Annotated in this window: 22 protein-coding genes, 1 other RNA gene and 1 pseudogene; 4 read left to right on the forward strand and 20 right to left on the reverse strand. The window is 70.8% G+C overall.

Annotated features, from left to right (window positions below; translation table 11 throughout):
• Positions 1–34 precede the first annotated feature (34 nt).
• Together AB0A61_RS09985 and AB0A61_RS09990 are read right to left on the reverse strand one after the other, a co-directional pair.
• On the reverse strand, positions 35–310 hold the full coding sequence (locus AB0A61_RS09985; protein WP_067388079.1) for a DUF3039 domain-containing protein: 276 nt from the start codon (positions 308–310) through the stop codon (positions 35–37).
• Positions 311–338: 28 nt separating this feature from the next.
• Entirely contained in the window at positions 339–908 is a 570-nt protein-coding gene (locus AB0A61_RS09990; RefSeq protein WP_361288979.1) for a YqgE/AlgH family protein, read from the reverse strand.
• Between the two features lie 275 nt (positions 909–1,183).
• On the opposite strand from AB0A61_RS09990, the gene murA reads away from it, so the two are divergent.
• Positions 1,184–2,524, forward strand: a complete 1,341-nt coding sequence (gene murA, locus AB0A61_RS09995) for a UDP-N-acetylglucosamine 1-carboxyvinyltransferase (RefSeq protein WP_361288982.1) — start codon at positions 1,184–1,186, stop codon at positions 2,522–2,524.
• Between the two features lie 151 nt (positions 2,525–2,675).
• Here murA and AB0A61_RS10000 read toward each other — a convergent pair whose 3' ends face one another.
• The 6 genes from AB0A61_RS10000 to AB0A61_RS10025 all read right to left on the reverse strand — a co-directional run bounded on the left by AB0A61_RS10000 (position 2,676) and on the right by AB0A61_RS10025 (position 10,174).
• The gene (locus tag AB0A61_RS10000) at positions 2,676–2,957 is read right to left on the reverse strand and encodes an HU family DNA-binding protein (RefSeq protein WP_276107279.1); all 282 of its coding nucleotides are present in this window, start codon (positions 2,955–2,957) and stop codon (positions 2,676–2,678) included.
• A 343-nt stretch (positions 2,958–3,300) separates the two neighbouring features.
• A complete protein-coding gene (locus AB0A61_RS10005; RefSeq protein WP_361288986.1) occupies positions 3,301–4,734 on the reverse strand; it encodes an NAD-dependent malic enzyme in 1,434 nt (477 codons plus the stop codon).
• A 434-nt stretch (positions 4,735–5,168) separates the two neighbouring features.
• Entirely contained in the window at positions 5,169–7,742 is a 2,574-nt protein-coding gene (locus tag AB0A61_RS10010; RefSeq protein ID WP_361288989.1) for a UvrD-helicase domain-containing protein, read from the reverse strand.
• Between the two features lie 159 nt (positions 7,743–7,901).
• A complete protein-coding gene (locus AB0A61_RS10015; RefSeq protein ID WP_361288992.1) occupies positions 7,902–8,663 on the reverse strand; it encodes a zf-HC2 domain-containing protein in 762 nt (253 codons plus the stop codon).
• A 59-nt stretch (positions 8,664–8,722) separates the two neighbouring features.
• Positions 8,723–9,244 carry a sigma-70 family RNA polymerase sigma factor gene (locus AB0A61_RS10020; RefSeq protein ID WP_010039908.1) on the reverse strand — a complete coding sequence of 174 codons (522 nt, stop codon included), beginning with the start codon at positions 9,242–9,244 and terminating at the stop codon, positions 8,723–8,725.
• Positions 9,245–9,574: 330 nt separating this feature from the next.
• On the reverse strand, positions 9,575–10,174 hold the full coding sequence (locus AB0A61_RS10025) for a CGNR zinc finger domain-containing protein (protein WP_361288995.1): 600 nt from the start codon (positions 10,172–10,174) through the stop codon (positions 9,575–9,577).
• A 198-nt stretch (positions 10,175–10,372) separates the two neighbouring features.
• On the opposite strand from AB0A61_RS10025, the gene AB0A61_RS10030 reads away from it, so the two are divergent.
• The gene (locus AB0A61_RS10030; protein ID WP_361288998.1) at positions 10,373–10,930 is read left to right on the forward strand and encodes an anthrone oxygenase family protein; all 558 of its coding nucleotides are present in this window, start codon (positions 10,373–10,375) and stop codon (positions 10,928–10,930) included.
• On the opposite strand, the gene AB0A61_RS10035 is transcribed toward AB0A61_RS10030, so the two are convergent.
• From AB0A61_RS10035 to AB0A61_RS10045, 3 genes are all read right to left on the reverse strand, one after another.
• The gene (locus AB0A61_RS10035; RefSeq protein ID WP_361289001.1) at positions 10,879–12,030 is read right to left on the reverse strand and encodes a uroporphyrinogen-III synthase; all 1,152 of its coding nucleotides are present in this window, start codon (positions 12,028–12,030) and stop codon (positions 10,879–10,881) included. The genes AB0A61_RS10030 and AB0A61_RS10035 overlap by 52 nt on opposite strands.
• An 84-nt stretch (positions 12,031–12,114) precedes the next feature.
• The gene (locus tag AB0A61_RS10040) at positions 12,115–13,464 is read right to left on the reverse strand and encodes a nitrate/nitrite transporter (protein WP_361289004.1); all 1,350 of its coding nucleotides are present in this window, start codon (positions 13,462–13,464) and stop codon (positions 12,115–12,117) included.
• Positions 13,465–13,559: 95 nt separating this feature from the next.
• A complete protein-coding gene (locus AB0A61_RS10045; protein WP_361289007.1) occupies positions 13,560–14,594 on the reverse strand; it encodes a LysR family transcriptional regulator in 1,035 nt (344 codons plus the stop codon).
• Between the two features lie 100 nt (positions 14,595–14,694).
• On the opposite strand from AB0A61_RS10045, the gene AB0A61_RS10050 reads away from it, so the two are divergent.
• Positions 14,695–15,993 (forward strand): MFS transporter, encoded by a 1,299-nt coding sequence (locus AB0A61_RS10050; RefSeq protein WP_361289010.1) that lies wholly within the window; start codon positions 14,695–14,697, stop codon positions 15,991–15,993.
• A 266-nt stretch (positions 15,994–16,259) separates the two neighbouring features.
• Here the strand turns inward: AB0A61_RS10050 and AB0A61_RS10055 are convergent.
• The 7 genes and pseudogenes from AB0A61_RS10055 to ftsE all read right to left on the reverse strand — a co-directional run.
• Positions 16,260–16,754: pseudogene (locus AB0A61_RS10055) on the reverse strand (PHB depolymerase family esterase); the annotation flags it as partial.
• Between the two features lie 108 nt (positions 16,755–16,862).
• Entirely contained in the window at positions 16,863–17,606 is a 744-nt protein-coding gene (locus tag AB0A61_RS10060) for a hypothetical protein (RefSeq protein WP_361289013.1), read from the reverse strand.
• 70 nt (positions 17,607–17,676) lie between these two features.
• Positions 17,677–18,062: a transfer-messenger RNA gene (ssrA, locus tag AB0A61_RS10065) on the reverse strand.
• Between the two features lie 242 nt (positions 18,063–18,304).
• Positions 18,305–18,784 carry an SsrA-binding protein SmpB gene (smpB, locus tag AB0A61_RS10070; protein WP_361289016.1) on the reverse strand — a complete coding sequence of 160 codons (480 nt, stop codon included), beginning with the start codon at positions 18,782–18,784 and terminating at the stop codon, positions 18,305–18,307.
• Positions 18,785–18,840: 56 nt separating this feature from the next.
• A complete protein-coding gene (locus tag AB0A61_RS10075) occupies positions 18,841–20,019 on the reverse strand; it encodes a S41 family peptidase (RefSeq protein ID WP_361289019.1) in 1,179 nt (392 codons plus the stop codon).
• 68 nt (positions 20,020–20,087) lie between these two features.
• Positions 20,088–21,005 carry a permease-like cell division protein FtsX gene (gene ftsX, locus AB0A61_RS10080; RefSeq protein ID WP_361289022.1) on the reverse strand — a complete coding sequence of 306 codons (918 nt, stop codon included), beginning with the start codon at positions 21,003–21,005 and terminating at the stop codon, positions 20,088–20,090.
• A 32-nt stretch (positions 21,006–21,037) separates the two neighbouring features.
• Positions 21,038–21,727: a cell division ATP-binding protein FtsE gene (gene ftsE / locus AB0A61_RS10085; RefSeq protein WP_361289025.1), complete on the reverse strand. Its 690-nt coding sequence runs from the start codon at positions 21,725–21,727 to the stop codon at positions 21,038–21,040.
• Positions 21,728–21,975: 248 nt separating this feature from the next.
• On the opposite strand from ftsE, the gene AB0A61_RS10090 reads away from it, so the two are divergent.
• Entirely contained in the window at positions 21,976–22,167 is a 192-nt protein-coding gene (locus AB0A61_RS10090) for a hypothetical protein (RefSeq protein ID WP_361289028.1), read from the forward strand.
• Between the two features lie 154 nt (positions 22,168–22,321).
• Here AB0A61_RS10090 and AB0A61_RS10095 read toward each other — a convergent pair whose 3' ends face one another.
• Both AB0A61_RS10095 and prfB read right to left on the reverse strand, forming a co-directional pair.
• Positions 22,322–22,966 carry a hypothetical protein gene (locus AB0A61_RS10095; protein ID WP_361289031.1) on the reverse strand — a complete coding sequence of 215 codons (645 nt, stop codon included), beginning with the start codon at positions 22,964–22,966 and terminating at the stop codon, positions 22,322–22,324.
• A 302-nt stretch (positions 22,967–23,268) separates the two neighbouring features.
• A complete protein-coding gene (gene prfB, locus AB0A61_RS10100; protein ID WP_361289034.1) occupies positions 23,269–24,384 on the reverse strand; it encodes a peptide chain release factor 2 in 1,116 nt (371 codons plus the stop codon).
• Positions 24,385–24,928: the final 544 nt, after the last annotated feature.

The following is a 24,928-nucleotide window of genomic DNA, read 5'->3' on the forward strand; positions in this document are numbered from 1 at the left end:
CGAGCGGCCGGCCGGCTGTCTGCGGGCCGGACTGCTACTTCTTGTCGTCGCCCTCGCCGCCGCTGCCCATGGAGTCGTAGATCTCCTTGCACAGGGGGCACACGGGGTACTTCTTCGGGTCGCGGCCCGGCACCCAGACCTTGCCGCACAGCGCCACGACGGGCGTGCCGTCGAGTGCGCTCGCCATGATCTTGTCCTTCTGGACGTAGTGGGCGAAGCGCTCGTGGTCACCGTCGCCGTGGGACACCTGCGGCGTCGGCTCTACGAGGGTCCCCGTACCAGTCCCGCGCTCGGGCTCAAGAGTGCTCATACCGCAAGGGTACTGAAGCTCACACGCATCAGTTGAGCGACGGGTCGTCCGGATACGTGGCGACCATGGCCAGCTCGTTGCGCTGGCGGCGCAGCACCTCGCGCCAGAGTCTTTCCGGGGACGGGGAGGACACGTCGCCCGGTTCCGACTCGACCACGTACCAGGCCCCGTCCACCAGCTCGTCCTCCAGCTGGCCGGGGCCCCAGCCGGCGTACCCGGCGAAGATCCTCAGGGACCCGAGCGCGGAGGCCAGCAGCTCCGGCGGGGCCTCCAGGTCGACCAGACCGATCGCCCCGTGCACCCGGCGCCAGCCCAGCGGGGCCCGGTCCCCGGAGCCGCCCGGGATGACGGCGACCCCGAGCGCGGAGTCCAGCGACACCGGGCCGCCCTGGAAGACGACGCCGGGCTCCCCGGCGAGGTCCGCCCAGCCCTCCAGGATGTCGCCCACGTCCACCGGGGTGGGACGGTTGAGGACGACGCCGAGGGAGCCCTCCTCGTCGTGGTCGAGAAGGAGCACCACCGCACGGTCGAAGTTCGGGTCCGCCAGGGCGGGGGTAGCCACGAGCAGCCGCCCTGTGAGCGAGGACACCTCGGTCATGCCAGACATGATCCCGCATCTTCCCTTCGCGTGGGGAGCCAATCCGGCTACGGGAGTGAGTGCAGCCCAGGGCACACGGAAGCGCCCTGGGCGCACGGGCGGGGCGGTGACCCCATGTACCCGTTGCGGAACGGTTCGTGTTGTGACACAGCTATGACGATGCTGGGTCGTCCCTGGACTTACGGAAGGGGGGCATACGGCGACTACTCTGTCTCTCCGGCCCCTGCCCACGGTGATCGGCCGGCCCCTGCCCAACTCATCGGAACGCGAGATACATGACCGTCAACGACGATGTCCTGCTGGTCCATGGCGGAACCCCGCTGGAGGGCGAGATCCGTGTCCGCGGTGCGAAGAACCTCGTGCCGAAGGCCATGGTCGCCGCTCTGCTGGGCAGTGGGCCAAGTCGGCTGCGCAACGTTCCGGACATCCGTGACGTGCGTGTCGTACGCGGTCTGCTGCAACTGCACGGGGTGACGGTCCGGCCCGGTGAGGAGCCGGGGGAGCTGGTGCTCGACCCGACCCACGTCGAGAGCGCGAACGTCGCCGACATCGATGCCCACGCGGGCTCCTCGCGCATCCCGATCCTGTTCTGCGGGCCGCTCCTGCACCGCCTCGGCCACGCCTTCATTCCGGGCCTGGGCGGCTGTGACATCGGCGGACGGCCGATCGACTTCCACTTCGACGTGCTGCGGCAGTTCGGCGCGAGCATCGAGAAGCGGGCCGACGGTCAGTACCTGGAGGCGCCCAAGGGGCTGCGCGGCACGAAGATCCGGCTGCCGTACCCGTCGGTCGGTGCGACCGAGCAGGTGCTGCTGACGGCCGTGCTGGCCGAGGGCGTCACGGAGTTGTCCAACGCCGCCGTGGAGCCGGAGATCGAGGACCTCATCTGCGTGCTGCAGAAGATGGGCGCGATCATCGCGATGGACACCGACCGCACCATCCGCATCACCGGGGTGGACAAACTCGGCGGGTACACGCACCGGGCTCTCCCGGACCGGCTGGAGGCCGCGTCCTGGGCGTCGGCCGCGCTGGCGACCGAGGGCAACATCTACGTGCGCGGCGCGCTGCAGCGGTCGATGATGACCTTCCTGAACACCTACCGCAAGGTGGGCGGCGCCTTCGAGATCGACGACGAGGGCATCCGCTTCTGGCACCCCGGCGGCCAGTTGAAGTCCATCGCGCTGGAGACGGACGTGCACCCCGGTTTCCAGACGGACTGGCAGCAGCCGCTGGTGGTGGCGCTCACGCAGGCCACGGGCCTGTCCATCATCCATGAGACGGTCTACGAGTCCCGGCTGGGCTTCACCTCGGCGCTGAACCAGATGGGCGCCCACATCCAGCTCTACCGCGAGTGCCTGGGCGGCTCCGACTGCCGCTTCGGCCAGCGCAACTTCCTGCACTCCGCGGTGGTGTCGGGCCCCACCCGGCTGCAGGGCGCCGACCTGGTCATCCCCGACCTGCGCGGCGGCTTCTCGTACCTGATCGCCGCGCTGGCGGCGCAGGGCACCTCCCGCGTCCACGGCATCGACCTGATCAACCGCGGCTACGAGAACTTCATGGAGAAGCTCATGGAGCTCGGGGCGAAGGTGGAGCTGCCGGGACAGGCACTCGGCTAGCCGCCGCGGGCGTACGTACGTCAGGCAGCGGGCGTACGTACGTCGATACGCACGTCAATGGGGCGGCCACCGGCATTCGGTGGCCGCCCCATCGGCGTTGTGGTGCCCTACCGGGCGTCGTACGCCGTCCCGTGGCGTACGTACGGCAAGGTCACTTGCCCTTGGCGGCTTCCTTGAGCTTGCTGCCCGCGGAGACCTTCACGCTGTAGCCGGCCGGGATCTGGATCGGCTCGCCGGTCTGCGGGTTGCGCGCGGTGCGAGCGGCACGGTGGGTGCGCTCGAAGGTGAGGAAGCCGGGGATGGTGACCTTCTCGTCTCCCTTGGAGACGACATCGCCGACGACGTCGGCGAACGCGGCCAGCACGGCGTCGGCGTCCTTGCGGGTCACCTCGGCGCGGTCGGCCAGCGCGGCCACCAGCTCACTGCGGTTCATGTTGTTACTCCCGTGTTCTTCTTGCCGTTGAGGCGTGCCACGCGGCGGGGCCGCATGTCGGGCACAGCGAAGTCGATGCTGCCAGGGTCCTCGGTGAGTCCCCGGACCCGGGTCCGTCCTCAGACCCTCGCGCCCTGAGACGCATCCTGCCCCTACCTGCGGCGGGAAAGCCAATCCGGCACCCGGAGGAGTCGTGAGAACACCCTTGGGAGTCACACGAAGAGAGGGCCTCAGCCTGGCCGTCACCATAGAGGGCGACCAACCACCGACGGTTCCGCGACGCGCCGGTGAACAACCGTGGCAATCCTCACAGACGGCGCATCGCGCTGCTCAGTGCGCCGCCTCAGGGCAGCTGCGTGGCCGACGCCGACGCTCCCGCGGCCACCGCCGCGGAGCGCACCGCGCCGGCCACCGCGCCCGCGACCTTGTCGTTGAAGACGCTGGGGATGATGTAGTTCGGGTTCAGCTCGTCGTCGGTCACCACGTCCGCGAGGGCCTGTGCGGCGGCCAGCATCATCTCCGTGTTGACGGTACGGGACTGCGCGTCCAGCAGGCCGCGGAAGACGCCCGGGAAGACCAGCACGTTGTTGATCTGGTTGGGGAAGTCCGAGCGGCCGGTGGCCACAACTGCCGCGGTCTGACGGGCGATTGCCGGGTCGACCTCGGGGTCGGGGTTCGCGAGCGCGAACACGATCGCGCCCTCGGCCATGGCGGCCACGTCGTCGCCGTCGAGCACGTTGGGCGCCGAGACGCCGATGAAGACGTCCGCGTCGTGGACGGCCTCCTTCAGCGTGCCGGTGAGGCCCTCGGGGTTGGTGTTGTCGGCGATCCAGCGCAGCGCGGAGTCCGGTGCGGCGTCGACGAGGTCCTCGCGGCCGGCGTGCACGACGCCGTGGATGTCGGCGACGACGGCGTTCTTCACACCCGCGGCGAACAGCAGCTTGAGGATGGCCGTACCGGCCGCGCCGGCGCCCGACATCACCACGCGCACGTTCTCAATCGCCTTGCCCACCACGCGAAGTGCGTTCGTCAGGGCGGCGAGCACGACGATCGCGGTGCCGTGCTGGTCGTCGTGGAAGACGGGGATGTCGAGGGCCTCGCGCAGCCGCGCCTCGATCTCGAAGCAGCGGGGCGCGGAGATGTCCTCCAGGTTGATGCCGGCGAACCCGGGGGCGATCGCCTTGACGATCTCGACGATCGCGTCGGTGTCCTGGGTGTCGAGGCAGAGCGGCCAGGCGTCGATGCCGGCGAAGCGCTTGAAGAGGGCCGCCTTGCCCTCCATGACGGGCAGCGCGGCCTTCGGGCCGATGTTGCCGAGGCCGAGCACGGCGGAGCCGTCCGTCACGACCGCAACCGAGTTGCGCTTGATGGTCAGACGGCGGGCGTCCTCGGGGTTCTCGGCGATCGCCATGCAGACGCGGGCCACGCCCGGCGTGTAGACCATGGACAGGTCGTCACGGTTGCGGATGGGGTGCTTGGACTGCATCTCGATCTTGCCGCCGAGGTGCATGAGGAAGGTACGGTCCGAGACCTTGCCCAGCGTGACGCCCTCGATGCCGCGCAGCTTCTCGACGATCTCGTCGGCGTGCGCGGTGGAGGTGGCCGCGATGGTGACGTCGATACGGAGCTTCTCGTGGCCGGACGCGGTGACGTCGAGGCCGGTGACCGAGCCTCCGGAGGACTCCACGGCGGTGGTGAGCTGCGAGACGGCGGTTCCGCTCGCGGGCACCTCCAACCGGATGGTCATCGAGTAGGAGACGCTGGGCGCCGTTGCCATGGCCGACTTCCTCTGCTTTCACCGTGTCGCGAAGATGTGCCGTCCGATCGTCGCACCTACCGCCGAGTACGTGGTAGCCGCCCCCCATTACGGACATTTTGTTCACGGACGAGGTGGGCGATTTCGGAAAGTATCTTCCAGCATGCGAGATTCGACTGTACGAGGGAGGAGAGACCGGCGCCGGGCAGGTGAACTCCCGGGACGGGAATTGCCTTGGAGGGATCGTTTGTTACCTTGGATGTGGCACCGGCCCGATCCAAGCCCCCGGGCCCAACCTTCGTCGCTGCGAGCGACCACTTGCCGCGAGGCGAGCATGGCGGGTCGGTGCCACTGAACCAACGGAAGGCCCGCACCGTGCAGACGGTGCGGGCCTTCTCGTGCACGCGCTCCGGCCGCGGTCAGGGGCTGTGCTGGGCCCTGTCCTGGGGCCTGTCCTAGTCGCGGAGCAGGTCCGGCACCCCGGTGGCGTCCGGCTCGTCCCGCTCGCCGGAGACCACCGCGAGCTGCTGGGTGGCCCGGGTCAGGGCGACGTAGAGCACCCGCAGGCCCGCCGGCGACTCGTCGGCGATCTCCGCGGGCGAGACGACGACGGTGGCGTCGTACTCCAGGCCCTTCGCCTCCAGACTGCCGAGGGCCACCACCCGGTCGCCGAGCCCGGCGAGCCAGCGCCGGGCCTCCTCGCGCCGGTTCATGGCGACCACCACACCGATCGTGCCGTCGACCAGGTCCAGCAGCCGCTCGGCCTCCGACCGCACGGTGTTCCCCAGTGACCCCCGGACCACGGTGAAGCGCGGCCGGACACCGGTGGAGCGCACCGCCGACGGCGCCTGCGCGCCCGGCATGGCCAGGGCGAGCACCTTCGAGGCGAGCTCGGCGATCTCGGCCGGGTTGCGGTAGTTCACGGTCAGCTGGAAGCGGCGGCCACGGGAGGGGCGGCCCGCGGTGCCGTCCCCGTAAGGGCGGGGGGAGCCGGGCGGGCGGGTACCCAGCGCCTCGTCGCGGGCCTCGGCCGCCTCGTCGGGGTCCGACCAGGACGACTGGGCCGGGTCACCGACCACCGTCCAGCTGGCGTGACGGCCGCGGCGGCCGACCATCCGCCACTGCAGGGGCGTGAGGTCCTGGGCCTCGTCCACGATCACGTGCGCGTACTCGGTGCGCTCCTGGGCGAGGCGCTCGGCCCGTTCGCGCTGCGTCTCCTCGCGCACGGGCATGAGTTCCTCCAGCCCGCTGAGCTGGTCCAGCGGGTCCAGCTCGCGCTTCTTCTTCGGGCGGGCGGGGGCGCCGAGGATCGCCTGGAGCTCGTCGAGCATCGCGACGTCGTGCACCGAGTACCCGTCCCGCCGCAGCGAGCGGGCGACCTTGCGCGCCTCGCCGGGGTTGAGGATGCGCCGGGCCCAGCGGCCGAGCCGCCGCTCGTCGGCCATGGCCCGCAGGACCGCCTGGGGGGTCAGCTCGGGCCACCAGGCGTCGAGGAACGCGTGGAAGGCGTCCTCCCCGCTCACGTCCTCGTCGAAGGAGGAGCGCAGCTCGGCGGCCAGTTCCGGGTCGGTGTGCCGGGCGTCCGCGCCCGACTTCTCCCACAGGGCGTCCAGCAGCAGCTTGCGGGCGCGGGGACGCAGCAGGTTCACCGGCGCGGTGCCGCCGAGGACGTTGCGGCGGATGTGGCCCAGCTCCTCGGCCTCCAGTTCGAGCCGGCGCCCGAAGGCGACCACCCGCAGCCGGGTCGGCGGGCCGGCCGGGGCCGACGGTGTGGCGTCGTCGTCACCGAGCGCGAGCTGCCCGGCGGGGGCGTACGCGCCCGAAGTACCGCCCGGGCGGCCGTTCCGACCGGAGGCCGGGCCGCCGTTCCGACCGGAGGCCGGGCCGCCGTTCCGACCGGAGGCCGGGCCGCCGTTCCGACCGGAGGCCGGGCCGCCGTTCGCAGCGGAGACCGGGCCGCCGTTCGGGCCGAGCTCCAGCGCGCCGCGCGCGGCCTTCCGCAGCACCTTCAGCATCCGGTACGACCCCTTGGCCCGCGCCACCGACGGCGAGTCGTACAGCGTGGCCTCGGTGCCGTCGACGAGCGAGCCGATGGCGCGGATGGCGACCTGGCCCTCCTCGCCGAGGGAGGGCAGCACGCCCTCGGTGTACGCGACGAGCAGCGGGGTCGGCGAGACGATCAGGATGCCGCCCGCGTACCGGCGCCGGTCCTGGTAGAGCAGGTAGGCCGCGCGGTGCAGGGCGACGGCGGTCTTGCCGGTGCCGGGGCCGCCCTCGACGTAGGTCACGGAGCCGGCGGGGGCGCGGATCACCAGGTCCTGCTCGGCCTGGATGGAGGCGACGATGTCCCTCATGGTGTGGCTGCGGGCCTGGCCGAGCGCGGCCATCAGGGCGCCGTCACCGATCACGGGCAGCTCGTGGCCGTCGAGGTTCGCCTTCAGCTCGGGGCGCATCAGGTCGTCCTCGACGCCGAGGACGCGCCGGCCCTTGGAGCGGATGACCCGGCGGCGCACGACCCGGCCCGGATCGACCGGGGTGGAGCGGTAGAAGGGGGCCGCCGCGGGCGCCCGCCAGTCGATGACCAGCGGGGCGTAGTCCGCGTCGAGAACACCGATCCGCCCGATGTGCAGCGTCTCGGCGATGTCGGCCGTGTTGTCGGCACGCACGGCGCCCTCGGCCGGTTCGACCGCGGTGTACGCGCCGTCGGGCCCCTTCTTGCCGTCCTTGCCGAGCAGCAGGTCGATGCGGCCGAAGAGGAAGTCCTCGAACTCGTTGTTCAGGCGGTTGAGGTGGATGCCCGCCCGGAAGACCTGCGCGTCACGCTCGGCCAGCGCGCCGGGCGTGCCGACCTGACCGCGCTGGGCGGCGTCCCGCATGAGGAACTCGGCCTCGTGGATCTTCTCCTCGAGGCGTCGGTACACCCGGTCCAGGTGTTCCTGTTCCACGCTGATCTCTCGGTCGCGTACGGAGTCGTGCGCCTCGCCGTGAACCGATTCGACCGCGGATTCCTGTTGAGCCTGAGCGGCCACCGGGCCCCCTTCTGACGTGCTGGGCAGCCGTCAACCGTACGCGAAGGGGACCCCCTGAGGCTACGGACCTGCCCGGCGGTCTGCCGGACAGGTCCCGCGCCTTGTGCGCCGACCTCGTCGTTCTCCGCACACCGGCCTCGGCCGGGCGCCGGCCTCGGTCTAGGCGTTGACCTCGACGAGCCGCTTGCCGTCGAAGGTCATGACCTCGAAGTGGTCGATCTGGTTGGGGGCGAAGGCGGCGCCGCCGTGGACGTAGAGCGGGTTCTTGGCCTCTTCCGTCTTGGCGTTCGGAACGCCGTAGCCCCAGTTCGGGACCGACCAGGAGGTCACCGTCTCACGTTCGCCGTTCTTGCCGACGGCGATGAGCGAGCACCTCTGCGGACCGGTGACGTTCTTGAGCTGCAGGACCGCGTGGGTGCCCCAGTCCCTCTTCTCCAGTGCGACGGTCGCGGTGACGTGCGTGGTCGGGTCCGTGGCCGTCATCTTGTCGCTCATGGTCTGGAAGGCCTGCTGTGCGGGCCCCATGGCCATGTTGCTGTTGCCGCCGCTGTCGGAGCCGCCGGTCGCCGCGAGCACGGTGAGCGGGCCGCCGATGATCAGCGCGGCCGCGGCCGCGACCAGGTAGAAGCCGCGCCGGCGCTTGTGGGCGCGGTGCTCGGAGACCTCGTCGACGAGCTTCTCCACCAGGCGCGGGCTGGGCTTGGCCGACAGGGATTCGCCGATCGCGGGGCTGCCGGAGCCCGGCAGGTCCGCGAGCGCGGCCAGCATCGGCTCCATCCCGGCGAGCTCGTCGAGCTGCTGCGCGCACCACTCACAGCCGGCGAGGTGTGCCTCGAAAGCGGTTGCCTCGGCGTCGCCGAGAATTCCGAGGGCGTAGGCGCCGACGGTCTCGTGCTCGTTCGGGGCCGGTGATCCCTGCATGGACCGAGACATACCCGAACCACCCGTGCCGAACCCTTGCATAGACCCGTACTCGCTCATCACGCCGTCACCCCCCGCTCCTCCAGAGCCAGCTTCATCGACCGCAGGGCGTAGAACACCCGAGAACGGACGGTGCCGCTGGGAATACCCAGCGTCTCGGCCGCCTCGTTGACGGTACGCCCCTTGAAGTAGGTCTCGACGAGCACTTCCCGGTGGGCCGGGGTCAGGTCGTCGAGCGCGTCGGACAGCGTCATCAGCCACAGCGCCTTGTCGATCTCGTCCTCCGCGGGGATGACCTCCAGCGGCGACGGATCGACCTCCTGCGGCCGGGCCTGCCGGCTGCGGTGGCCGTCGATGACGATGCGCCGGGCGACCGTCACCAGCCAGGGGCGTACCGAACCGGTGGCTCGATTGAGCTGACCGGCGTTCTTCCAGGCACGGATGAGCGTCTCCTGCACCACGTCCTCGGCGCGCTGCCGGTCTCCGGCGACCAGCCTGAGGACATACGCGAGCAGGGGTCCGGCGTGCTCTCGATACAGAGCACGCATCAGCTCCTCGTCAGGTTCCGAGGGCTGGGACATGCGATGTCGGGCCCTCGATCCACGTTCATTGGCCACGACGGAATCCTTGCGCACGCCCACCTCCGGTGTCCGGGGGTTCCCCCAGTCGGTCTCGCACGGACGGGTACGGACGGGGGTCGCGTAGTGTTCAAAGCGAGGCGACAGTTTTCTTCGGAATGACGTGACGAGCGGGACATGGATACACATTCCTCCCGCGCGATCTTTACATTTCCGGCACATTGCCCAAGGGCACGGGGATTGCCCGCGTGGCCGGTGAACCAAACGAGATGTTGCCGAAATCACTTCGGCCGCGCTGTCACAGAAGCCGCAAAGCGGACGCCAGTTGGTGCCCTAGGCGCGGGCCAGGGCCGCCCGGCGGCGGTGGCGGGCCACCCGCTCGCGGTTTCCGCAGACCTCACTGGAGCACCAGCGCCTCCTGCGGCCCCGTGACGTGTCCAAGTACACGATCGGGCAGCTGTCCCCCTCGCACTGGCGCAGCGCTGCCCGGGCCACGGGGTCGGTGAGCAGCTCCAAAGCATCGCGGGCGACCACCGCGAGCAGCCCGGCGCACTCGGGCAGGCCGGCCAACTCCCTTACCAGGGTGCCGTCGTCGCCCCGCACCGCCCGGGGAGCCGGCGGCGCCGCCCGGGCGAGGTCGTTGACGCGGGCGAGGGCGGGATCGTGGGGCCGGGTGCCCGGAGTCAGCTGGCAGTGGACCAACAGGGCGACGTGACCGCGCAGTTCACGGAAGGCGACGAGCCAGGAGGCGTCGGCGTGCGCCAGCGCGGTGCCCGGCGGGACCAGCCCGGACCCGGTGATCCAGGCACGCAACGGCTCGACGGAGCCGAGCAGTTCCTCGGGGTGGTTGGTGGTGAGGAGATCGAGGCAGATCCGTCCGGTGTCGAACCGCAGCTCGTGCGTGGCCGCGGCCGTGGCCGTACCCAGTGCCATGTGCCTGTCACCGCCTAGGGTCACCCGGTCAGGAGGGTCGGTGGGGTGCTCGTCGAGGGCCGCACAACCGTTCTCCCCCACAGTGCCCGCCCGGCTGCGCCGCCGGAACCCCTCGGCAGGCCCGCTCCTGGACGACCGCGTATGCGGCCGCGCGCCTGGACGATGTCCGTCGCCCCGCCGGATCACTTGACTTGAGGCATGGCAGAGAACGAGAACGAGAAGGGCACGGGCCGGCGCGGCACCGCCGGCGCGGTACTGGGCGCGGCCACGGTCACGACCGGCCTGGTCTCCGGGGTCTTCTACGTCTTCGCGTGCGCGGTCATGCCGGCCCTGGCCCGCAGCGACGACCGCGTCTACGTCCAGGTCATGCGGAACATCGACGACGTGATCCAGAACCCGGTGTTCTTCCCCGGCTTCTTCGGCGCGCTGCTGCTGACGGGAGTGTCGGCCTGGCAGGTGCGCCGTGCGCGATGGCTGCGCCGGTGGGTGTGGGCCGCGCTGACGGCGTACGCGCCGGCCTTCCTGGTCACCGTCGCCTTCAACGTCCCGCTGAACGATGCCCTGGCGGCAACGGCCGACCCGGCCAGGGCCCGGGAGCACTTCGAGAACCCCTGGGTGGCCTGGAACGTCGTACGGACGCTGCTGTCGACCTGCGCGGCGGTCTGCCTGGCGCGGGGGCTGGTGCTGTACGGCCGGGGACGGCGTCAGACGTCCGCGTACTTCGTGTCCGCCGCCGGATCCAGCGCCAGCCGGTAGCCCCGCTTCACCACCGTCTGGATCAGCTTCGGCGTCCCCAGGGCCGTACGCAACCGGGCCATCGCCGTCTCCACGGCGTGTTCGTCCCGGCCGGCACCGGGCAGCGCGCGCAGCAGTTCCGACCGCGCGACCACCCAGCCCGGCCGCCGCGACAGCGCCCGCAGCAGTGACATCCCGGCCGGCGGCACGAGCTTGAGGGCCCCGTCCACCAGCACCGCGTGGCCTCGGATCTGCACCTGGTGCCCCGCGATCGGCAACGCCCGGGCCCGGCCCGGCAGTTCCTGGCACAGCAGCTGCACCAGCGGCCCCAGCCGGAACCGCTCCGGCTGCACCGTCTCCACCCCGCGGGCCTGCAGCGGGAGCGCGGTCACCGGCCCGACGCACGCGGGCAGCACGTCGTGGTGGAGGGCGGCCAGCAGCTCCGGCAGCAGCCCCCGGTCCTCGGCCCGAGACAGCAGCGACGCGGCCGCGGGCGCGCTGGTGAAGGTGAGCGCGTCCAGCCCGCGCGAGACGGCGGCGTCCAGCAGCCGGTCGAGCGGGCCGGTGTCCTGTGGCGGCATCCACCGGTAGACGGGGACGGGCACGACCTCCGCTCCCGCGGCACGCAGCGACTCGACGAACCCGGGCAGCGGCTCGCCGTGCAGCTGCACCGCGACACGGCGCCCGTCGACGCCTTCCTGGAGGAGCCGGTCGAGCACCTCGGCCATGGACTCCGACGACGGCGACCACTCCTCGGTCAGTCCGGCGGCCCGTATCGCGCCCTTGACCTTGGGCCCCCGGGCCAGCAGTTCGATCCCGCGCAGCCGCCCGAGCAGCTGCTCGCCGAGCCCCCACCCGTCGGCGGCCTCGACCCACCCCCGGAATCCGATGGCCGTGGTCGCGACGACCACGTCCGGCACCTGGTCGATGATCTCCTTGGTGGCGGCGAGGAGTTCGCCGTCGTCGGAGAGCGGCACGATCCGCAGGGCGGGCGCGTGCAGCACACTGGCACCGCGCCGCTGGAGCAGCGCGCTCAGCTCGTCGGCCCGGCGCGCGGCCGTCACTCCCACGGTGAACCCGGCGAGGGGCCCGTGTTCCGGTCGCTGCTGTTCGTCGTACATGGCTCTCCTAGCTGGCCCGCATCCGAACGAGCCTGTCAACGGCGCGTGACAGGCTCGGTTCGGCTCGATGTCGCCGGTGTTACGTCACACCTCGGCATAGCTGAGCTGCGGCTTTTCCTCGGCGGCGGCCTCGGCCCGGGCCTGCACGACCGGGCGGCGAAGGTATACGGCCCAGGTGACCGCGAAGCAGAGTCCGTAGAAGGCCAGGAAGGCGACGAACGCGCCGGTTCCGGAGCCGTACGAGAGGAAGGACTGCCGGAAGGCGAGGTTGATGCCGACGCCGCCGAGTGCGCCGACGGCCCCGATGAGCCCCATGGAGGCGCCGGACAGCCGCCGTCCGTAGGAGACCGCGTCCTCACCGGTGAGGCCCTCGGCCAGGGCCTTCGCCTGGAAGATGCCGGGGATCATCTTGAACGTCGACCCGTTGCCGAGCCCGCTGAGCACGAACAGCACGACGAAGACGGAGACGAACAGCGGCAGCGACTTCTGCAGACCGGCGACGACGAGGACGGCGGTCGCGGCGGCCATGCCCACGTAGTTCCACAGGGTGATCCTCGCGCCTCCGTACCGGTCGGCGAGCCGGCCGCCCACGGGCCGGATGAGCGAGCCGAGCAGGGGGCCGATGAAGGTGAGGTAGGCGGCCTGCAGCGGGGTCCGCCCGAACTGGTTGGTCAGCACCTGCCCGAAGGCGAAGCTGTACCCGATGAAGGATCCGAAGGTGCCGATGTAGAGGAAGGACATGATCCAGGTGTGGGCGTCCTTCGCGGCGTCCCTGGCGGCGCCGGTGTCGTTCTTCACGGAGGCGAGGTTGTCCATGAAGAGGGCGGCGAGGACGGCGGCGGCCAGGATCAGCGGGATGTAGATGCCCAGCAGCAGCCGCGGACCGCCGCCGGCCCCGATGATGGCGAGGGCGACCAGCTGGATGACGGGCACGCCGATGTTGCCGCCACCGGCGTTCATCCCGAGTGCCCATCCCTTCTTCCTGAGTGGGAAGAAGGCGTTGATGTTGGTCATGCTCGACGCGAAGTTGCCGCCGCCGATGCCGGCGAGCAGGCCGACGAGGAGGAAGGTGCCGAAGGACGTCCCCGGCTTCATCACGGCGAACGCGGCGACGGTCGGCACGAGCAGCAGACCGGCGGAGATGATCGTCCAGTTCCGTCCGCCGAAGACCGCGACGGCGAAGGTGTAGGGGACGCGGACCACGGCGCCGACCAGCGTGACCATCGAGGTCAGCAGGAACTTGTCGGCCGGGGTCAGCCCGTACTCCGGGCCCATGAAGAGCACCAGCACGGACCACATGGTCCAGATCGAGAACCCGATGTGTTCGGACAGGACGGAGAAGAGCAGGTTGCGCCGGGCGGTCTTCTCCCCGGTCTCCCGCCAGAACGACTCGTCCTCCGGATCCCAGTGCTCGATCCAACGGCTGGCTGTCATGACGCCTCCACGGTCCGCCGAGTATCTGGATCCCGAAGGTAGGGAGGACGCGTTTCGGCCCTGTGGCTGTGGGTGACCGGAAGGGAACGTTGCTCTCACCCGGCGGGGGTACCGGATGAGAGGTCGTGCTCGGTCACCGGCCGGGACCGGTTGTCCGTCGCGTCGGCGAAGGAGGAGTACGGCGGCTGTTCGTCGACGGCTGGAATCCAGCCCGTTTCGGGCCGGCGCAACCAACCCTCTGCCCCCGCGAGCTCCACCGCGGCCCGTCGCAGCGCGTCGAACGCGGGGTGCGTCAGCCCTCTGCGCCACACCAGCGACACCGGGGACAGCGGAACCGGGTCGACGAGCGGCCGCACCACGGTCCGCGGCAGGGCCGGAAAGCCGATCACCGCGAGGACCGGATGGCCCGTCTTGGCCATGAGCCGCTCGAACTCCTCCTCGCCCACGGCCAGCGGAACCGGCGGCGCCACCTCGATGCCGCGTCCGTCGAAGAGCCGGTGCGCGAGGTCGGTCCATTCCGGCGTACGCGGGTTTCCGGCACCGGCGTACACGGTCTCGCCCGCCAGCGCGGCCAGCGGCACCTGCGCGAGGGGCGCAAGCCGGTGGTCCTCCGGGAGCACGACCGCCATCGGCTCGTACCGCACGAGCTGGTGGTCGAGCCCGGCCCGCAGTGCCGGGTCCAGGCCCGCGAACCGGCCGAACGAGGCGTCCAGGCGGCCGCCGAGCAGTTCGGCGGCGGCACCCGTCAGCCCGCTCTCGAAGCGGGCCATCAGCTCGTGTTCGGGGGCCAGTTCGCGGGCCCGGTGCAGCACGCGGCGCCCGGTGACCAGGCCCGGCGAGTTCAGGTCGACCAGCAGCGGCCGGGCCTGCCCGAAGGCGGCCAGCAGCTCGTCCTGGGCCTGCAGGGCCCGCCGCGCGTAGGGCAGCAGCCGCCGGCCCTCCGCGGTCAGCGTCACCTGCCGCGTCGAGCGGACGAACAACTCGGTGCCCAACTCCCGCTCCAGCCGCCGTACGTCCCTGCTGAGCGCCTGCTGGGCGACGTACAGCCGCGCCGCGGCCCGGGTGAAGTGCAGCTCCTCGGCGACGGCGAGGAAGGCGCGCAGGAGTCGGGGGTCCAGGTGGGCGGGCATGCGGTGAACCTACAACGCCGGTGAACTCACAACACGGGTGCGTGAATCGGGGCGGAGAAGGTGTTGGACCCCTTGATCCGCTCGGGGCGACGGTGGGGGCATGCCGCAACCGACTCCCCGCAGATCCCCCCTGTTCACCGTCACCGCCGACACCCTCGTCGCCGTCGACTTCGGTCCGCGCCGAGGACCCCGCCGCGGTCCTCGCCCACCGGGCCCGTACCGCCGGCTGTTCGCGCTGCCCGGGGCCCGCGCCTTCACGGCCGGGAACCTGATCGCCCGCCTGCCCTCCGGCATGTTCGGCGTGAGCGCGGTCGTGATGATCGCCGGTGCCCGGGGCTCGTACGCGCTCGCGGGCGCGGTCACCGCCACCGGTCTCGCGGCGACCGCGGTGACCGCGCCCTGGATCGCACGGCTGGTGGACCGGTACGGCCAGGCACGGGTGGCCGTGCCCGCCACGGTGTGCGCGGTGCTGGGCAGCCTCGCGCTGCTGCTGTGCGTGCACTACGGCGCCCCCGACTGGACCCTCTTCGCCGCGTACACCGCCACGGCCACCACCCCCAACACCGGCGGGATGTCCCGCGCCCGCTGGGCCCATCTGCTCAACGGCGACGCCAGGGCCCTGCACACCGCGAACTCCTTCGAGCAGGCGGCCGACGAACTGTGCTTCATGCTGGGCCCGGTCCTCGCTGCCTTCCTGTGCGGGACGTTCTTCCCGGAGGCGGGCACGCTGGCCGGTGCGGTCCTGCTGCTCACGGGCGTGCTGCTGTTCGCCGCCCAGCGCTCGACCGAGCCGCCGCCCCGGCCGCGCACCCCGGCGAAGGCACCTTGGCGGTCACCGGGCATGCCGGCCCAGCTGGCCGTGTGCCTGGCGATGGGAGCGGTGTTCGGCGCGATGGAGGTCGTCACCGTCGCGTTCGCGGACGCGCAGGGCCACCGGTCGGCGGCGGGCGTGGCGCTCGGTCTGCAGGCGGCCGGTTCCTGTGCGGCCGGGCTGCTCTACGGGGCCCTCCGGCCGAAGGGCCCCGCCGCCCACCGGCTGCCGTGGTGCGTCGCCGCGATGACCGTACTGCTGACCCTGCCCCTGCTGGCCGCCGCCCTGAGCGGCTCCCTGCTCACACTGTCCGCGGCGCTGTTCCTCGCGGGCACGGCCACCGCCCCCACCATGGTCACGAACATGACGCTGGTCCAGCAGCGCACCGCCGAGGGCCGCCTGAACGAGGGCATGACCCTTGCGGTGACCGGCCTCCTCGGCGGTATCGCCTGCGGCAGCGCGAGCGGCGGCTGGATGGTCGAGCACGTGTCCCCGGTCGCCGGGTACGGGGTGCCGGTGACGGCCGCGGCGGTGGCGCTGCTGATCTCGCTCACGCAGCGACTCGACCAGCCCGCTCAGCGTGCCTGACCCGATGTCGCGGGTCAGTTCCCGGCCGGGACGATGGTGCCGAAGGAGGCAGCGGCGATCTGCTGAAGACCTTGGAGATGCTGCCGATGCGGATGTGCGCGTTCTGCGGCACTGCCTGACCGGTCTCCAGGCCGCCCACGCCCGAGGTGCCCGACCAGTGGCCCGAGCTGCCGGTGATCCGAGCAGCGCGCCGGTCATGTCCGTGTTGGGCAGGCCGCCGATGGCCGCCTTGAGCTTGACCGGGTCGAGCCCGGGCAGCGGCGCCGATAGTCGGCCATCATCACGGCGGTCATCCCGCCCCCGGCCGACAGCCCGGTGACGTACACGCGGGCCGGGTCCCCCGACACGTCCGCGAGCTGCCGGTCGACCATCTGCGCAATGCTGGCGGCCTCGCCCTGGCCGCGCTCGACGTCCCCGCTCTGGAACCAGTCGAAGCAGTCCGACGGATTGTTGGCGGACTGCTGCTGCGGCAGTACGACGGTGAAGCCCCAGCGGTCTGCGAGCTGGATCCAGCCGCTGCCGGTCCCGTATCCGGCGGCGTCCTGGGTGCACCCGTGGAGGGCGACGACGACGGGCCGGTCGGCGGGCAGCCCGGCCGGGACGTAGCGGAACATGCGCAGCGCACCCGGGTTGGACCCGAATCCGGTGACCTCCTGGAGGGAGGCGGCCGTGGCCCGGCCCGGGGTGAGGACGGCGGCGAGGAGGGCGGCCAGGAGTGTCGCCAGGACGAAGGGTCGGCTTGCGGCTCTGGTCTGTGTCATGCGGAGGGACGGTAAGGGCGTGCACTACCGGCCGATATGGGGTGCCACCCCACAACGGGCGCGCTGCCCATGGGGTCAGCCCCACCTCACCGGTCGCGTTCTTCGCGTCTACACCTGCCGGTCGCCTCGCCAGGCGACGTACGTCAGCGCGGCCGGACCACCGTTCGCCAGGCCCTTGTAGGTCACCGTCCGGCCGGGGCCGAGCTCGTGCGCGAGTCGCCTCGCCAGGTCCATCCCCTCGTGGAACAGCCGCTCCCACTCGGAGTCGTACTTGCCCTCCTCCCGGTCCCGCAGGGCCAGGTTCAAGGTGGTGTCGATGTCCTGGGCCCACGCGCGCAGACCGGAGACCAGGCCTTCGGACAGGGTCAGGGCGGCCACGGGATCATCGGGGAAGAAGTCACCGAATCCGTCGGCGCGCAGTGGCCCGAACGCGTACTCGCCCTCCACGGTGATGTCCACCGGGTGCGGTGGTGTGCCGTGGCTGTCGCGCTCCCAGTACAGGCCGTCGCAGCCCCAGCACACCCACTTCGCCGTCTCATGACGTTCGTCCCAGTAGCGCACCGCCCACGACGGCCCGAGGTGTCTGGCCAGGGCCCGGGCGACCTCCAGCCCCTGCTTGACGTGTTTGCGCAGGTGGGGACGGGACTGGAACCCGTCCGCGGGGCGGGACCGCGACCAGGAGCGCAGTGCGTCCGCCAGGCCTTCCGGGAGGGCTGGACTCGCGTGGTCCAGAGGGACGGCGCGGGCGTACGTCCCGATGTCCTCGTCCGTCCCGTCTCCGCACGGCTCATACAGAGGGGACCGGTCGCTCCGGCTGCGCACGAGTATGTGACGTGGCTCTTCCATGGTCATGCCAGATCTGCTCCGATCACATGACAAAGGCCCCGTCGCTCGGAGCGACAGGGCCTTGCCCACATGGGGTAAGTGGAGATGGCGGGAATCGAACCCGCGTCCAACGGTGCGGAACCAGGGCTTCTCCGTGTGCAGTCCGCTTCGCTTTTCTCGGCCCCGGAGATCACGCGGACAAGTCTCCGACGGGCTCAGTCACTGTTTGGTTTCCCTCTTCACCCCGTGACCGGGATCGAGGTTTAGTCCCCTAGCTGATGCCAGGATCCGGGTCGGGAACAGCCCCGGGCTGACACTCCCTTAGGAGTTCACCTGCTGCTTATCAGGCAGCGAGGGCGAACAGGGAGGAATCGCGCTTGGTGTTGGCGATTATTTTTTTCGGCCTGTGGTTTACGAGATCATGGCCGCTTCCTCGACACGCTTCCCCTGGTTCGACAGCCGCTGTCGAAACCGATCATCCCCATGTTGATTTTTCAATCTCCGGCCCCCGCGAGGAGGGCCTGACACCGGCCACGTTGTGCCGCTGCGATGCCATCGTACGTGACCGAAGCACGTCGTTGCCACTGTATTCTCCGGGGTCATCCGGGCGTGGCAGCAGGTTCAACACCGCCGGACGCCGGATCATTCCCGGGCGGCCGGGAGCCTGCCGGGCGTACTCGAGCTCGGGCCCGCCGCTGGACGTACTCCGGCCCAGGGGCCCTGGTCTAGGCCCGCTGCCGGCGCCGGGCCGCCGCCACCGCGCGGTCCGCCTCGCGCCGGTCCTGCTTCTCGCGGAGCGTCTGCCGCTTGTCGTACTCCTTCTTGCCCCTGGCCAGCGCGATCTCGATCTTGGCGCGGCCGTCCTTGAAGTACAGCGCCAGGGGCACGATCGTGTGACCCGTCTCCTGGGACTTCGACTCCAGCTTGTCGATCTCCGCCCGGTGCAGCAGCAGCTTGCGCTTGCGCCGGGCGCTGTGGTTGGTCCAGGTGCCCTGGCTGTACTCGGGCACGTGCACGTTGTGCAGCCACGCCTCGTGACCGTCGAGCTGGACGAACCCGTCGACCAGCGACGCCCGCCCCTGACGCAGCGACTTCACCTCGGTCCCGGTGAGGACCAGACCGGCCTCGTAGGTGTCGAGGATGAGGTAGTCGTGCCGCGCCTTCTTGTTCTGCGCGATCAGCTTGCGCCCTTTTTCCTTAGCCATAGTGCCGACCATTTTCGCACTACGGAGGGGGTGCGCGGGAAGCGTATTAACGGAGGTTACGAGGGATCGCCCAGGCCGCTGAGCACGGTCTGGGCGCGCTGCACCGCGTCCCGCCCGGCCTCCAGGTCGGGGGTGATGCCCCGGCCGTCGACGCTGCGGCCGGACGGGGTGCGGTAGTGGCCGACGGTCAGCTCGGCGACGGAGCCGTCGGGCAGCCGGCTGGGCATCTGCACCGAGCCCTTGCCGAAGGTGCGGGAGCCGACGACGACCGTGCGGCCGCGGTCCCTCAGGGCGCCGGTGAGCAGCTCGGCGGCGCTCATCGTGCCGCCGTCCACAAGCGTGACCAGCGGTTTGGCCGTGTCGCCGCCGGGGTCCGCGTGCAGTGCGCGCTGTTCGCCGTCCACGTCGTAGGTGGCGACCAGGCCGCCGTCGAGGAAGGTGGAGGCCGCGGTGACGGCCTCGGTGACCAGGCCGCCGGAGTTGCCCCGCAGGTCGAGGATGATCCCGCCGGTGGCGGGGGCCTGCCGTACGGCGGTGCGTACGGCGTCGCCGACGCCCTTGGTGAAGGCGGCGATCCCGATGACGGTGGCGCCGTCGGCGAGCCGCCGGACGGTGACGGAGTCGGTGGACAGCCGGGCCCGGCGCAGCGTCTCGACCCATGTGCGACCGCCGCGCTCCATGCCCAGCGCGACCGCGGTGCCGGCCGGCGCGTCGTCGGCGTCGCCGCGCAGCAGGGAGACGACCTCCGTGACGGGCAGCCCGTCGGCCTTCCGTCCGTCGACGGTGCACAGCCGGTCCCCGGCGCGGATCCCGGCGGCGGCCGCGGGCGAGCCGCTCTGCACCTTCGTGATCTCGATACGGCCGTCCCGTTCGCGCCGTGCCCACAGGCCGACGCCGGTGTACTGGCCGTCGAGGGCCTCCTGGAACTCCTCGTACTCGCCCTGGGAGTACACGGCACCCCAGCGGTCCCCGCTGCGGCTGACGGCGCGTTCCGCGGCCTCCATCGGGGACTTGCCGTCGGCCAGCGCCTCGGCGGCGGCCCGCGCCACTGCGGTCTTGTCGTCGTGGCTGCTCGCGGTGGCGGCCGAACGGGCGGCGTCCGCCGCGGACTTCCGGTCCGGGCCGGGGAGGGAGCCGGTGGCCGCGCCGGCCACGAGCACGCTCGCGAAGACCAATGTCAGGGCGGCCCCGCGGCCGATGCGGCGGGGCTGACAGAACAGGTCACGACCTGACATGGCGGTGAGTCTAGGACAACGCAAGAGGGCCGTACGGCCGGTTGCCCGTACGGCCCTCTTGGCATGCGTCACACCTTCAGGTACTTGCGCAGCGCGAAGAACGCGGCCAGTGCGGGCATCACCAGACTCGTCGCGAGGATGAGCGGCAGCTTCGTCAGGACGGCGTCCCAGCCGATGAAGTTGATCAGGTTCAGCTTGTGGGACAGGGCCAGGCCGTGGTCGATGATGAAGTACCTCGCGACCACCAGGAATCCGCACGCGACGGTGCCGCCGATCAGCCCGGCGACCGCGGCCTCCATGATGAACGGCGCCTGGATGTAGAAGCCCGAGGCGCCCACCAGGCGCATGATCCCGGTCTCACGCCGCCGGCTGAACGCCGAGACACGCACGGTGTTGACGATCAGCATCAGCGCCACGACCAGCATCAGCGCCATCACCATGCGTGCCGCCCAGTTCATGCCGTTCAGCAGCCCGAAGAGGTTGTCCAGGATGCCCTTCTGGTCCTGCACGGACTGCACACCGTCGCGTCCGTTGAAGGCGCTGGCGATGACCTGGTACTGCTCCGGGTTCTTCAGCTTGATCCGGTACGACTCCTGCATCTGGTCCGGCGTGAGGGAACTGGCCAGCGGGGAGTCGCCGAACTGCTCCTTGTAGTGCTTGTACGCCTCGTCCTGCGACTCGTACGTGACCTTCTGCACCACCGACATCTTGTTCAGGTCGCCGAGGATCGCCTTCTTCTGGTCCTCGGTGACCGCGCCCTTGGCGCAGTTGGGGTCGTTCTCGGCGTCGCTCTTGTTGCAGAGGAAGACCGAGACGTTGACCTTGTCGTACCAGTAGCCCTTCATGGTGTTGACCTGGTCGCTCATCAGCAGCGAGCCGCCGAACAGGGCCAGGGACAGGGCGACGGAGACGACGACCGCGAAGGTCATCGTCAGATTGCGGCGGAGACCGACACCGATCTCCGACAGAACGAACTGGGCGCGCATGGCGTCTGGTTAAGCCTTTCCGTCGTGGATCGTCAGTGCTGGTAGCCGTAGACGCCGCGGGCCTGGTCGCGGACGAGGCGGCCCTTCTCCAGCTCGATGACGCGCTTGCGCATCTGGTCCACGATGTTCTGGTCGTGCGTCGCCATCACCACGGTCGTGCCCGTCCGGTTGATGCGGTCGAGCAGCTTCATGATGCCGACGGAGGTCTGCGGGTCGAGGTTACCGGTGGGCTCGTCGCAGATGAGCAGCTTGGGCCGGTTGACGAAGGCCCGCGCGATGGCGACGCGCTGCTGCTCACCACCGGACAGCTCGCCCGGCATGCGCTCCTCCTTGCCGCCGAGCCCGACGAGGTCGAGCACCTGGGGCACGGACTTGCGGATCTCGCCGCGGGACTTGCCGATCACCTCCTGCGCGAAGGCCACGTTCTCCGCGACTGTCTTGTTGGGCAGCAGCCGGAAGTCCTGGAACACGGTCCCCAGCTGGCGGCGGATCTGCGGCACCTTCCAGTTGGAGACGCGCGCGAGGTCCTTGCCCAGGACGTGCACCTGTCCGTGGCTGCACCGCTCCTCGCGGAGGATCAGCCGCAGGAAGGTGGACTTTCCGGAGCCGGAGGACCCCACGAGGAACACGAACTCGCCCTTCTCCACTTCCAGGGAGACGTCCCGGAGGGCGGGGCGGGTCTGCTTGGGGTAGACCTTGGAGACATTGTCGAATCGGATCACGGATGCACCACGGGTCGCCGGGGGTAGATGAGCGTGACCATACGCGAAGCCGGTGTACGAGTGCAGGGGCCGGTCACGGTTCCGCGAGGGTTGTGTGTTTTTGTACGGGACTTTGTACGGAACCGGGGCGGTGGCCCGCTCCCCGGCTGCCCCGCAGGATCCGGCAGAACCTGGCACAGTGGAGAGGGGAACGTTCGCGAGTCGGCGAACGTTGTGTCTGTGTTGACGGGTGCAAGGAGGGCGAGCGCATGACGTACGACCGGTTGGTGTGCGCGAACTGCGCGGCGCCCGTGAGCGAGGGCCGGTGCCCCGTGTGCCGCGCGAACCGCGAGCGGCTGCAGCAGGAGAACTTCCTCTCGGGGCTGAACCCCATGGCGCTGATCGCGCTGCTGGCGGTGCTGATCGCGGCCGTGGCGCTGCTGGCACACCAGACCGCGTGACGCGGGCATACCGCAGGGCACGGCGTACCGCGTGACGCGGGCATAAAGGACAACAGGCCGCACGGCAACAGAGCGTACGAAGGGCCCGGAGCATCAAGCTCCGGGCCCTTCGTCCGTGCGCGCGTGCGTACGCTGCGTCCGGCTGCGGCTACCGTCAGGCAGCAGCGCCGCCGCGGCCGCCCATCAGGCGCGGCAGAACGCGGAAGCCGATACCGCCGGCGATCATCGTGGCGGCGCCAACCAGCAGGAAGGTGGTCTGCGCGGCACCCGTCTCGGCGAGCTGCTTTCCGTTGCCCTGGGCCGAGGTGTTGGACGAGGTGTCCGCGCCGGTGTCGGTGAGGGCGGAGCTGCCCTCCTCCTGGGCGGAGGTGCCACCGTTGGGGTCGGCGTTGTTGCCGCCACCGTTGCCGTTGCCCCCACCGCCGCCACCGCCGTGCGTGGGGCCCTGGGTCGGCTCGGTGGGGTTGCCGGTGGGCTCGGTCGGGCCGGACTCGGTGGGGCCGGGCTGGCTGGCCGGCGGCTGCGAGGTCGGCACCTGAGAGGTGGGAGGCTGCGAGGTGGGAGGCGTGTCGGTGGGCAGGCCCGTGTCGGACGGCGTCGGAGCCGAGCTGGTCGGGTCCTGCGTGCCGTCGGCGGCCACCTTCGCACCGGCCGTGACATCACCGTCCTGCGCGCTCACGTTCACGCCGATGCCGATACCGGCGGCCGAGGCGGCACCCGCGGCGGTCAGCGAGGCACCGGCTGCGATCACGGCACCGGCCGCTATGCGCGCGACACGGATCCGCGTCTTCTTCGTCATATGATTGCTACCCCCAGTAGCTGGATGGTCACTGAGCCGCGCGCGGGGCGGTGATCGACGGGGGTAGCCGACAAAGCGCGAGTCCCCCGGTTCACATGCGCCCCGGAAATGCGCATGCCACGCTTCACCCTTCCCATTTTTCAAGGCACCGTCAAGGTCATTGCGTGCGCAATATCCTGTTGTGTGCCTTTTGGGAACGACGGAGCCTGTGAGTGTGATGTAAAACCCAGACATCGCAAGACAGAAAAGGCAACTGCCCTGCGTCAAATGGGCAGTTGCCTTGTCGACAAAGCTTCTGTTTTCTACTTCGTCTGCTGCTCCTGCTGCTTGCGCCAGCGGATGCCGGCCTCCAGGAAGCCGTCGATCTCACCGTTGAACACGGCCTCGGGGTTGCCGACTTCGTGCTCGGTGCGCAGGTCCTTGACCATCTGGTACGGGTGCAGGACGTACGAACGCATCTGGTTGCCCCAGGAGTTGCCGCCGTCGCCCTTGAGCGCGTCCATCCTGGCCTGCTCCTCCTGACGGCGCCGCTCCAGCAGCTTGGCCTGGAGGACGTTCATCGCGGTGGCCTTGTTCTGGATCTGCGACCGCTCGTTCTGGCAGGAGACCACGATGCCGGTGGGCAGGTGGGTGATGCGCACGGCGGAGTCGGTGGTGTTGACGCCCTGGCCGCCGGGCCCGGAGGACCGGTAGACGTCGATGCGCAGCTCGCTCTCGTCGATCTCGACGTGGTCGGACTGCTCGACGACGGGGAGCACCTCGACGCCGGCGAAGGAGGTCTGCCGCCGCCCCTGGTTGTCGAAGGGGGAGATGCGCACGAGCCGGTGGGTGCCCTGCTCGACGGAGAGGGTGCCGTACGCGTACGGGACCTGGACCGCGAAGGTGGTCGACTTGATGCCGGCCTCCTCTGCGTACGACGTCTCGTACACCTCGGTCTTGTAGCCGTGCTGCTCGGCCCACCGCAGGTACATGCGCTGCAGCCGCTCGGCGAAGTCGGCGGCGTCGACGCCGCCCGCCTCGGCGCGGATGTTGACCAGCGCCTCACGGGCGTCGTACTCGCCGGAGAGGAGGGTGCGCACCTCCATCTCGTCGAGCGCCTTCTTGACGTCGGCGAGCTCGGCCTCCGCCTCGGCACGGGTGTCCGGGTCGTCCTCCTCATCGGCCATCTCGAAGAGCACCGCGAGATCGTCGATCCGCCCGCGCAGCGCCTCCGCCTTCCTGACCTCGGCCTGGAGGTGGGAGAGCTTGCTGGTGATCTTCTGCGCCTCGTCCGGGTTGTCCCACAGGGACGGCGCGGCCGCCTGCTCCTCGAGCACGGCGATGTCTGCCCTCAGCTTGTCGAGGTCCAGAACGGCCTCGATCGACTCCATGGTCGAGGAGAGGGACTTGAGCTCTTCGGATACATCGAGGACTGCCACGCCTCCAGCGTAACGGCTCCGCCAAGCGACAAACGCCGAGCGAGACAGCCGAGACCCCCGGCCCACCGACCCACCCTTCGGAGGGGGCGGGCCCCTGGGAGCAGGCGAGGGCTCAGGGGACGCCCCCGCCCGGGGACCGGGGCGGAACCCGGGGATGCAGGGGCACAGCCCCCCGCCGGCGTCCGGGGCGAGGCCGCCGGGGGGCGGCTCGGTCGGCCGATTCGGGCCGCCGAGGGGGCAGGAAGCGGGGGTGCGGGGCGCAGCCTCCCGCAAGGGACCGGGGCGGGTCCCCGGGTCCCTCAGGCCCGCCGAGGGGGGCAGGAAGCGGGGGTGCGGGGCACAGCCTCCCGCAAGGGACCAGGGTGGGTCCCGGGTCCCTCAGGCCCGCCGAGGGGGGGCAGGAAGCGGGGGTGCGGGGCACAGCCTCCCGCAAGGGACCAGGGTGGGTCCCGGGTCCCTCAGGCCCGCCGAGGGGGGCAGGAAGCGGGGGTGCGGGGCACAGCCTCCCGCAAGGGACCAGGGTGGGTCCCGGGTCCCTCAGGCC

Source organism: Streptomyces sp. NPDC046197 (assembly GCF_040646295.1).
In the GTDB taxonomy this organism is placed as follows: domain Bacteria; phylum Actinomycetota; class Actinomycetes; order Streptomycetales; family Streptomycetaceae; genus Streptomyces.